This window comes from Pseudonocardia alaniniphila (assembly GCF_022524485.1).
GTDB classification, from domain to species: Bacteria; Actinomycetota; Actinomycetes; order Mycobacteriales; family Pseudonocardiaceae; genus Pseudonocardia; species Pseudonocardia alaniniphila.
Genome location: NZ_JAKXMK010000056.1, coordinates 26,819 through 36,387, shown reverse-complemented (window position 1 = coordinate 36,387; position 9,569 = coordinate 26,819). Strand labels below are relative to the sequence as shown.

Below are 9,569 nucleotides of genomic sequence, written 5' to 3'. Positions count from 1 at the left end.
GTAGCTCTCCGAGTCACACCGCGCACCCGGATAGCGATTCCAATACCACGTGCCACCGACCCCGTCACCCGCCTCCAGCACGGTCGCCGAGAACCCGAGGCCACGCAGGCGGTGAAGCATGTAGAGGCCGGCGAAGCCCGCCCCCACTACGAGCACGTCGGTCGTTTCCGTGCTCTCCTGAGCAATAGTCATGGTCCCTCCTCCTGCCTACTGTGATCGTCGAAGCCCGGTAACGCACGCGATGGGGGACGGCTTGGGGCTCGATCCACAGTTCCGCGACGTGATCGACCGTCTGACCAGTGCCCGGGCGTTGCCGCTGGTCCGCGGGACGGCCGAGGAGACCCGGGCCCACTACCGCTCACTCGCGATGGCCCGCCGGGGTGAGGGCTACGCACCGGAGCCGGTGGCCGAGGTCACGGACCGCACCGTCGACGGCCCGGCCTGTCCCGTTCCGGTGCGGATCTACACCCCGCTCGACGATGGCGGGCGAGTCGTCACCTACCTGCATGGCGGCGGGTGGGTAATGGGCGACCTCGACCTCGTGCACGCCGACCTGGCCGGCCTCCCGCCTGCCGTCGTCGCCACGGCCGAGTTCGACCCGCTGCGCGACGAGGGCGATGCCTACGCCGAGCGCCTGCATGCCGCCGGCGTCACCGTGCGGCACCTGCCCGGTCCGGGGCTGATCCACGGCTACTTCGCCTTCCTCGGTGTGGTGGACCCGGCGGATGCGCGCAGCCGCGAGGTGCTCGGCGCGCTCGACGACCTGCTGCCCTGACGGCGCGCCGCCAGAATGAGCAGGTGACGACGGCAGGCGGGGCCGGTGGGGCCACGGCACGCTCGCGCGCGGAGCATGCGCGCCGCGTCGCCGACGTGCTGCGCCAGCAGATCACCGGCGGACGCTTCGGCCACGGGCTCCTTCCCGACGAACGCACACTGGGCACGGAGCTCGCGGCGTCCCGCAACGTCATTCGTGAGGCGCTGGGCCTGCTGCGATCCGAGGGTCTGATCACGCGCCGCCAGGGCGTCGGAACGATCGTGGTGATGCCGAAGTACGGCCACGGCCTCGACCGCCTCGCCGGTCTCGCGGAGGCCCTCACCGGGTACGGGCCGGTGACCAACGAGGTCCGCGCCGCCCGCACCATCTCGAACCCGCCCGCTGCCGTGGCCGAGCGGCTCGAGCTGGAGCCCGGCACCGACGTGGTGTACATCGAGCGGTTGCGCAGGCTCGGCGGGCTGCCGCTCTCGCTGGACACCACCTATCTGGCGCCCGACATCGGCGCGAACCTGCTCGGTCACGACCTCGCGGGCCGTGATCTGTTCGCGCTGATCGAGGAGACCACCGGACGTCGGCTCGGGCAGGCCGAGGTGTCGGTGCACGCGGTGAACGCCGGCCCCGACACGGCGGGGCTCCTGCAGATCGAACCCGGCGCCGCGGTGTTCGCGATCGAGCGGCTCACCCGCCTCGCCGACGGCAGGCCCGTCGATGCCGAGTCCGTGCACATCCGTGCGGACCGGCTCATGCTCCAGGCGACGCTGCACCGCTCGGCCCCGGACTGAAGCCGGGGGTGGCGGATCTCGCGTCCTGCGGGCAATCGCCGCAGCTCACGGGTTTCCGCAGGTAGAGAGGGTGGCGTAACTTCGCCGAAACATTCGGGTGCATAGAGTCGGCACTCAGAGCTGTCGAGGCCCCGGGCCATCCGAACCGGCCGGTCGGCCGGGCCCGCCCCGGCACGGGCGCGGGCACACCGAGGAGGTTCACCTGTGGGTATCGCCGTGCCCGATGCCGGCCCCGCCACTCGTCGCACCTGGCCCCTCAGCGTGGCGATGTGCATGTGCGTGGCGTTGGTGGTCGGCATGGTGTCGGCGATCAATCTCGCCATCCCGTCGCTGGCCGCGAGCGAGCTGCACCCGGGCGCCACCGAACTGCTGTGGGTCGTCGACGGCTACGTCGTCGTCTTCGCCTGTCTCCTCGTCCCGGCCGGTGCCGTCGCCGACCGCTTCGGGCGGAAGGGCACCCTGCTGTGCGGGATGGCGATCTTCGCCGGAGGCACCGCCGTCTGCGCGGTCGCTCCCACCGTCGCGGTGCTCATCTGCGGCCGCGTGATCGCCGGGGTCGGCGCGGCGGCCACGCTTCCGACCACGCTGGCGCTGCTGGTCGGATCCGTGGACGCCGGGCAGCGGCCGCGGCAGATCGCCGTCTGGGCCTCGATGACCGGGGTCGCCGCCGTGCTGGGCAACGTGGGTGGCGGGGCGGCGGTGCAGTACGGGTCCTGGCGCGCGCTGTTCGCCGCCGTCGTCCCGCTGGCCCTCGTCGCGCTCGCCGCGGCCGCCCGTGTCGCCCCACGCCAACCGCACCACCGCCGGAGGATCTCGGTCCGCAGCAGCCTCCTGTTCACGGGCGGCTGCGTCGCGCTGCTGTACGGGCTCGCGTCCGTGGCGGCCTCCGGCGTGGCGTCGGCCGAGGTGCTCGCCGGGCTCGGCGCCGCCGCGCTGTTCCTCGGCATCTGGACCGTTCGCGAACGACATGCCGAGCACCCCCTCCTGGACCCGCGCCTGTTCACGATCCCCGCCGTGCGTGCCGGCACGCTCGGGATGGCGGTCGTGTTCATCGGCATGTTCGGGCTGATGTACGTCAACGGCCAGTACCTGCAGTACGCCAAGGGCTACTCGGTGCTCGACGCCGGTCTTCGCCTGCTACCCATGGCCGCAGCGCTCTGGATCGCCCCGCGCGCCACCCTGCCCGTGTTCCGCCGGCTGGGATCCCCGGCAACGGTGGGTCTCGGACTGACCACGCTCGCCGCCGGGCTCATCGGCGCGTCGTTCGTCGGCCCGGCCACGCCCTACCCGTGGTACGCCGTGTGCATCGTGCTCATCGCCGGCGGCTGCGGCACCGCGACCCCACCGCTGTCGGGCGGGATCATGGCCGCGCTCCCGCCGGACCGCGCCGGCACCGGCTCAGGCCTGCAGAGCGTGGCCCGCGAGCTCGGAAGTGCCCTCGGTGTCGCCGTCGTCGGCAGCGTGCTCAACGCCCGCTTCACCGCGCTGCTCCCGCCCGCACTCCGTACGCCGGACGCCCCGTCCACTGTGGCCGCGGCCCATCAACGCACCACCGACGCCGCCGTGCTGCACGACGTCGCCGCCGCGTTCACCACGGCCATGAGCACCGGTCTGCGCACCGCCGCTGCCGTCGTCGTCGTTCTCGGGATCGCCGTGGTCGCGTGGCTCCCGCGGACCGCCGTTGACAACGGCGAAGCGACGCGACTAAGAGTGGGCTGATCACTCCAGAATCTCACGAGGCGGTAACCGCATGGCGAGCACGAACGAGAACCTCGGCCCTACCGGCCCCCACCTCGGCTGATCGTGTACCCGACGATCGCGGACCTGCCACCGAGCATCAGCACGCGCTATCCGTACCGGTCGCAGTTCGTGTCCGTGAACGGGTGGCGGATGCACTACATCGACGAAGGCCCCGCGGACGCACCCCCGGTGCTGTTGCTGCACGGCAACCCCACGTGGGGGTTCCTCTGGCGTGACGTCATCAGGCCATTGCTCACCGCCGGTCACCGGGTGGTCGTACCCGATCAGATCGGGTTCGGACTGTCCGAGAAGCCCCGAGCCCACGGTGTGCACACCCTCGACAACCACACCGCCAACCTCGTCGCCCTTCTCGATGCCCTCGACCTGCAGAACGTGACCTTCGTCTGCCACGACTGGGGCGGACCGACCGGCCTCGGAGCACTGCTGACCCGGCCGGACAGGGCAGCTGCCGTCGCGGTGATGTCGACGTGGGCCTGGATCTCGCCTGCCTCCTCGTTTCACGAGAGCGTCCTTCCGTGGCGGCTCATGCACGCCCCGATGGTCGGGCCCTACCTGCTCGGCACCCACGCAGCGATGCCCGGCCGAGGGATGTATCTGTCGGTCGTCGACCGCCGGCGCTTCGCCGCGCAGTCCATGGCCGGTTACACCGGTGTCCTCCAGGATCCGGACGATCGGATGCTCACCTGGACCTGGCCGCGGTCCATCCCCCTCGACCGCCCGACCGACATCACCGCCGACCGGTTCGCCTGGCTGGAAGCCGGTGTGCGCGCCCTGCGGTTGCCGGCCACGGTGATCTGGGGCCGCGAGGACGACGTCTTCGCCCCGGACGTCTTCGCCGCCACCTGGCACGACGTCTGGCCGCAGGCCGAAGGAACCCACCTGGTCACAGGCCGGCACTTCCTCCAGGAGGACTCCGGCGCCGAGATCGGCAGGCTGCTGGCCGACTTCACCGGCCGCGTGATCCCCGGAGGCGCGAGGTGACCCGAGTCCCGATCATCATGCCGGCCGCCGAGCGCCCGACCGGCCATCGATCCGTGCCCCTGCTCGTCGAACCGTCGCTCGGCCACTATCCGGAGTTCCGCTCGTTCCTCACCACGGCCTTCGATCTCGGCGCCCCCGGACCGGGAGAGCCGGGCCTGCTGAACGTCGACGGCAGGATCTACGAGCTCGTGTTCGTCGCTCGCTCTGGTCAGCGGTTCCCGGCGGGCGTGGAGATCAACGCCCTCGTCGTCGGGCTGACGCCCCTGGACGAGTCGGCCGCCGACGCCGATCTGTGGACCATCCTGCAGTGGCTGGTCGAAGGCGCAGGTGGTGAGTGGAGTGCGGACGCGCTCGTCACCACGGGCGAGATCTACCGCATCCCCGCGGCAAGGTCGCGGCAGCCAGGCCCACCGGCCGGGAAGGCACGGCGGGAGACGCTGGTGTTCGACCTGTACGGGACCCTGGTCGATCCACTGTCGGTGTCCGACGAGCTGGCACGGACGCTCCCCCGCGGCGATGCACAGCGCGTTGCCGTCGAATGGCGGCGCAAGCAGATCGAGTACTCGTTCCGGCTGACGGTGATGGGACGCTACGAGGACTTCGCCTGGATCACCGAACGCGCGCTCGAGTTCGCGCTCGCCGAGTGCAGCTGCACGCTCCCGCCGGGCGCCCGCTCGGCGGTGATGGCCCACTACTCCGCACTCCAGCCGTTCGCCGACGTCGTCCCCGGCCTGGAGATGCTGTCGGAGGCGGGCTACCCGACTGTCCTGCTGTCGAACGGCGACCCGGCCATGCTGCGGGAGTGCCTGGAGAACAGCGGACTGCAGCAGTACTTCTCCTCGGTCATCAGCGTCGACGCCGTCCGCGCTTTCAAACCCCACCCCGCGGTCTACCGCTGCGCGGCAGACACGATCGACCGTCCGATCGACGAGACCCGGATCGTCTCCTGCAACTCCTTCGACGTCGTCGGGGCTGCAACCGCGGGCATGCGGACGGCGTGGATCAACCGCGGTGGCGGCCCGTTCGACACGATCGGCGATCCGCCCGGCGTCACCGCCGGCTCGCTCACTGAGCTGGCCTCCGCGCTCAGCATGATCGAGATGTGAGCAGGGAGCCCGGTCGGTCAGGGGCGCGGGATGGAGCGCAGGTTGCTGCGGGCGAGCTCGACCATCTTGCCGACGCCGCCGTCGAGGACCGTGCGAGTGGCCGCCAGTGCGAACCCGCGAACCTGACCCGCGGTGATGTGCGGCGGGATGGACAGGGCGTTGGGGTCCGTACGCACGTCGAGCAGGTACGGCCCGGGCGTGTGGAGAGCGTTCCGCAGTGCCTCGGGCAACTCGGCCGGATCCTCGACGGTGCCGGCCGGCACACCACAGGCGCGTGCCACCCCTGCCAGGTCGGCCACCCCGTGGTCGGTCTCGAAGAACGGGTAGCCGGCCACCATCATCTCCAGGCGGATCATGCCCAGCGATCCGTTGTTGAAGACCACGATCGTGATCGGGAGGTCGTGTTCGGCCACGGTGAGCAGCTCACCCAGCAGCATGGTCAGCCCGCCGTCGCCCGACATCGACACCACCTGGCGCCCCGGCTCGGCGTACGCGGCGCCGATGGCGTGCGGGAGCGCGTTGGCCATCGTGCCGTGGCGGAACGAGCCGATGATCCGCCGCCGCCCCGTCGGGGTGATGTAGCGGGCGGCCCAGACGTTGCACATCCCGGTGTCCACGGTGACGATCGCGTCGTCGTCCATCGCCTCGTCCAGCAGAGCCGCGACGTACTCCGGATGGATCGGGCGCATCCGCTCGACCTTGGTGGTGTAGGCCGCGACGACCTTCTCCAGCTGCTCGGCGTGACGGCGGAGCATCCGGTCCAGGAACCGCCGGTCGGTCTTCTGCTCGACCATCGGCAGCACCGCGCGCAGCGTGGCGCCGACGTCACCGTGCACTCCGAGGTCGAGACGTGTGCGGCGGCCCAGGTGAGCGGCCTCCCGGTCGACCTGCACGGTGCGCGCCTGGGGCAGGAAGGTGTCGTAGGGGAAGTCCGTGCCGAGCAGGATCAGCAGGTCGGACTCGTGGGTGGCCTCGTAGCAGGCGCCGTAGCCGAGCAGCCCGCTCATCCCGACGTCGTAGGGGTTGTCGTACTGGATCCACTCCTTGCCGCCCAGCGAGTGCCCGATCGGCGAGTGCACCCGCGAGGCCAGCCCGAGCACCTCCGCACGAGCGTCCCGGACCCCGGCTCCGACGAAGAGCGTGACGGCGCCGGCGGCGTTGATCTTCTCGGCCAACGCCCGCACCTGCTCGGGATCCGGCTGCGCCACGGCCCGCGGCGTGACGAGGTCGCTGTGCCCGGTCGGGTACGGCGCCGGCTCGCCGCCGAGGTCACCGGGCAGCACCAGGACGCCGACGCCCCGGCGGGCCAGCGCCGTCTGCATCGCGATGCGTTGCAGGCGCGGCAGCTGCTCGGGGCGCGAGACCAGCTCGCAGTACACGCTGCACTCGACGAACAACTGCTGCGGATGGGTCTCCTGGAAGTAGTTCGTGCCGATCTCCGTCGACGGGATGTGCGAGGCGATCGCCAGCACCGGGGAGCCGCTGCGCGACGCGTCGTACAAGCCCTGAACCAGGTGGGTGTTGCCCGGCCCGCAGCTGCCCGCGCAGACCGCAAGCCTCCCCGTGAGCTGGGCCTCGGCGGCTGCGGCGAGCGCCGCGGCCTCCTCGTTGTGTACATGCACCCACTCCATGTCCGGATGACGCCGGACCGCGTCCGCCACCGGGTTCAGGCTGTCCCCCACCAGCCCGTAGATGCGGCGCACTCCCGCCTGGACGAGAACCTCGATCATCTGATCGGCAACCGTGGCAGCCATGGCTTCTCCTTGTGGCGACAGATCTACAGCTCATTGTCCGAGCCAGGACCCGTCGCAATTCCCGTCATGACGTGCCTCACGCGGTGTCGCGCACCCGGAGCCGGTGCGGGAGCACCTCCTCGACCGGCGGCCCAGAGTCGCCGTCGATCCGCCGGAGCAGCAGCTGCACGCCACGTCGCCCCATCTGCTCCCGCGGCACGCTCACCGTGGTCAGCTGCAGTGGCCCCACGCTGGCGAAGCTCATGTCGTCGATACCGGTGACGGCGATGTCGTCGGGCACCGCGCGACCGGCATCGCGGCAGGCGTCGAGCACGCCGAGCGCGATCAGATCGTTGCCGCACGCCACGGCGTCGATCCGGGTGTCGCCGGCGAACAGCTCGCGCGCCCGCTCGTAGCCCGAGCGGCGGCTGATGCCACCCCAGAGCCCCTGATCGAGGTTCGCGGGTTGCAGGCCCGCGGCGCGCAGGGCGTCGACGAAGCCGGCGGCGCGAGCCGTCGACGCGTAGGACGAGCGCTGCCCACCGAGTACCACGATGTGGCGGCGCCCGGTCGCGATCAGGTGGTTCATGACGTCCTCGGCGGCGGCGTGGTCGTCGATGCCCACCCAGTCCGACGGCTCACCGGGCACCTTGCGGTAGAGCTGCACCACCGGAACGTGCGTGCGGCGCAGCTCGTCCAGCAGCGGCCGGTCGCTCGCCAGCAGCGAGGTGAGCATCAGGCCGCTGGTGTACCGGTCGATGTGGGCACGCGCCACCGCGGCCAGCCGGGCGGCTTCGCGCTCGCCGTCATCGTCGCCGTCGGTGTCCTGCCCGAGCCCGACGTGCGAGATCAGCACCTCGTAGCCCTCGTCCCCCGCGGCGGCCACCGCGCAGGCCGCGATCTCCGTGTAGAAGGGGTTGCTGATGTCCGCGAGCAGCAGGCCGATGCTGCGGGCGCGGCCTGTCTTCAGCCCCTGGGCCACGAGGCTCGGCCGGTAACCCAGCTCGTTCGCGATCGCCCGGATCCGCTCGCGCAGCTCGTCGCTCACTCCTGGCGCGCCGGTCAGGGCGTAGGACACCGAGGCGGACGACACGCCGGCCACGCGCGCGACGTCGTTCATCGTGGTGCGGCGGGCCCGCTCCCGGCGTTCGACCATGTCACAAGCGTAGAGAGCCCGATCCCCCCGGACCGGCCCCGATGCGTCCCTTCCCGCACTGCGGCCGCGTCGGGACGCCCTATGACCCGCTGCACACGTCCTTGCCCGCCGCAGTCCCGGGTGCGAACCTGGAATCACTTACACGTATAAGTACCTTCGAGCGGGCCCCGGAGGGACCGACAATCCAAGGAGTCGAGATGGCAGGGAAACCGCAGGACGCAGACGTGATCGGATACCTCCAGACATTGTCGAACTGGGGCAGATGGGGCGACGACGACCGCCTCGGGACGCTGAACCTGATCACCGACGACGTCCGGCGCGCCGCAGCAGGCACGGTGCGCGACGGCACAGCCGTATCGCTGTCGTTCGACATGGATCCGCAGAACCCGGACCCGCTCGGACACGGCACGCAGATCCAGCGCTACATGGAGCTGAACGAGGTCGAAGCCCTGTTCGGCCGGGCAGGTCGGTTCGACGCGGTGCGCGAGTACGTGGGCCTGATCGCCCACGGCTCACCCACACACCTCGACGGCCTCGCCCACTTCTCGTGGGAGGGAAAGAACTACAACGGCTTCGACGCGTCGGACGTGCGTACGGTCGGCGGCGCCACCAAGCTGTCGGTCCACCAGGCGGCCCAGGGCATCATCACCCGGGGCGTCCTGCTCGACATCCCTGCCGTCCACGGCACGCCCTGGCTCGAGCCCGGCCACGCCATCACGCCGGACGAGATCACAGAAGCCGAGACGCGCCAGGGCGTCACGGTCCGCGCGGGGGATGCCCTGTTCGTGCGCACGGGCAACTTCGCCCGCACCGCAGCCGAGGGACGGCACCCCGACGACCACGCGGCCGGGCTGAGCGCCGCCACCCTGCCCTTCCTGCGGGAGCGGGACGTCGCGCTGCTCAGCACCGACGGCCAGCAGGAGGTCGTGCCGGCCGAGTCGGCCGACTTCGACCTCCGGATGCCCATTCACGTCGTGGGGCTGGTTGCACTGGGACTCTGGCTCGTCGACAACGCGGCGCTCGACGCGCTCGCCCGGACCTGCCAGGAGAAGTACCGCTGGGAGTTCCTGCTGTCGCTGGTGCCGTGGCGAATGATCGGCGTGACGTCGAGCGCGGTGAATCCCGTCGCCGTCTTCTGACCCGCGCGGGTCATCCAGCGCGGTAATTCATTGCCCGGAAACGTTACTGCGATCGCGCATAGCGCACCGACAGAACTCGATGTCCACGGTGGAGCGCGAGATCACAGTATTGGGATGCACACCCCGGTGATCAGGC

At 71.0% G+C, this 9,569-nt stretch carries 9 protein-coding genes; 6 read left to right on the top strand and 3 right to left on the bottom strand.

What is annotated here, in order from left to right:
- Positions 1 to 192 (bottom strand): NAD(P)-binding protein (locus tag MMF94_RS41045; RefSeq protein WP_241042913.1); only part of this gene is annotated, 192 nt, incomplete at its 3' end.
- 88 nt (positions 193 to 280) lie between these two features.
- Here MMF94_RS41045 and MMF94_RS43940 point away from each other — a divergent pair.
- The 5 genes from MMF94_RS43940 to MMF94_RS41020 all read left to right on the top strand — a co-directional run bounded on the left by MMF94_RS43940 (position 281) and on the right by MMF94_RS41020 (position 5,405).
- The gene (locus tag MMF94_RS43940) at positions 281 to 775 is read left to right on the top strand and encodes an alpha/beta hydrolase fold domain-containing protein (protein WP_379660574.1); all 495 of its coding nucleotides are present in this window, start codon (positions 281 to 283) and stop codon (positions 773 to 775) included.
- Between the two features lie 23 nt (positions 776 to 798).
- The gene (locus MMF94_RS41035; protein ID WP_241042912.1) at positions 799 to 1,557 is read left to right on the top strand and encodes a GntR family transcriptional regulator; all 759 of its coding nucleotides are present in this window, start codon (positions 799 to 801) and stop codon (positions 1,555 to 1,557) included.
- 204 nt (positions 1,558 to 1,761) lie between these two features.
- Positions 1,762 to 3,276 carry an MFS transporter gene (locus MMF94_RS41030; RefSeq protein WP_241042911.1) on the top strand — a complete coding sequence of 505 codons (1,515 nt, stop codon included), beginning with the start codon at positions 1,762 to 1,764 and terminating at the stop codon, positions 3,274 to 3,276.
- A gap of 84 nt (positions 3,277 to 3,360) precedes the next feature.
- On the top strand, positions 3,361 to 4,299 hold the full coding sequence (locus tag MMF94_RS41025; protein WP_241042910.1) for an alpha/beta fold hydrolase: 939 nt from the start codon (positions 3,361 to 3,363) through the stop codon (positions 4,297 to 4,299).
- Complete coding sequence (locus MMF94_RS41020; RefSeq protein WP_241042909.1) at positions 4,296 to 5,405, top strand: haloacid dehalogenase type II; 1,110 nt, start codon at positions 4,296 to 4,298, stop codon at positions 5,403 to 5,405. The genes MMF94_RS41025 and MMF94_RS41020 overlap by 4 nt, the downstream gene beginning before the upstream one ends.
- Before the next feature lie 17 nt (positions 5,406 to 5,422).
- Here MMF94_RS41020 and MMF94_RS41015 read toward each other — a convergent pair whose 3' ends face one another.
- Together MMF94_RS41015 and MMF94_RS41010 are read right to left on the bottom strand one after the other, a co-directional pair.
- Positions 5,423 to 7,159, bottom strand: coding sequence for a pyruvate dehydrogenase (locus MMF94_RS41015; RefSeq protein ID WP_241042908.1), 1,737 nt, complete (start codon positions 7,157 to 7,159; stop codon positions 5,423 to 5,425).
- Between the two features lie 76 nt (positions 7,160 to 7,235).
- Positions 7,236 to 8,294: a LacI family DNA-binding transcriptional regulator gene (locus MMF94_RS41010; RefSeq protein WP_241042907.1), complete on the bottom strand. Its 1,059-nt coding sequence runs from the start codon at positions 8,292 to 8,294 to the stop codon at positions 7,236 to 7,238.
- 197 nt (positions 8,295 to 8,491) lie between these two features.
- Here MMF94_RS41010 and MMF94_RS41005 point away from each other — a divergent pair, with 197 nt between their 5' ends.
- Entirely contained in the window at positions 8,492 to 9,433 is a 942-nt protein-coding gene (locus MMF94_RS41005; RefSeq protein ID WP_241042906.1) for a cyclase family protein, read from the top strand.
- Positions 9,434 to 9,569 lie beyond the last annotated feature (136 nt).

What these genes read in the sequence shown, in the direction of transcription:
- MMF94_RS41015 (WP_241042908.1), bottom strand. Translation starts at nt 7,159, where the DNA reads ATGGCTGCCACGGTTGCCGATCAGATGATCGAGGTTCTCGTCCAGGCG.
- MMF94_RS41010 (WP_241042907.1), bottom strand. Translation starts at nt 8,294, where the DNA reads ATGGTCGAACGCCGGGAGCGGGCCCGCCGCACCACGATGAACGACGTC.
- MMF94_RS41005 (WP_241042906.1), top strand. Translation starts at nt 8,492, where the DNA reads ATGGCAGGGAAACCGCAGGACGCAGACGTGATCGGATACCTCCAGACA.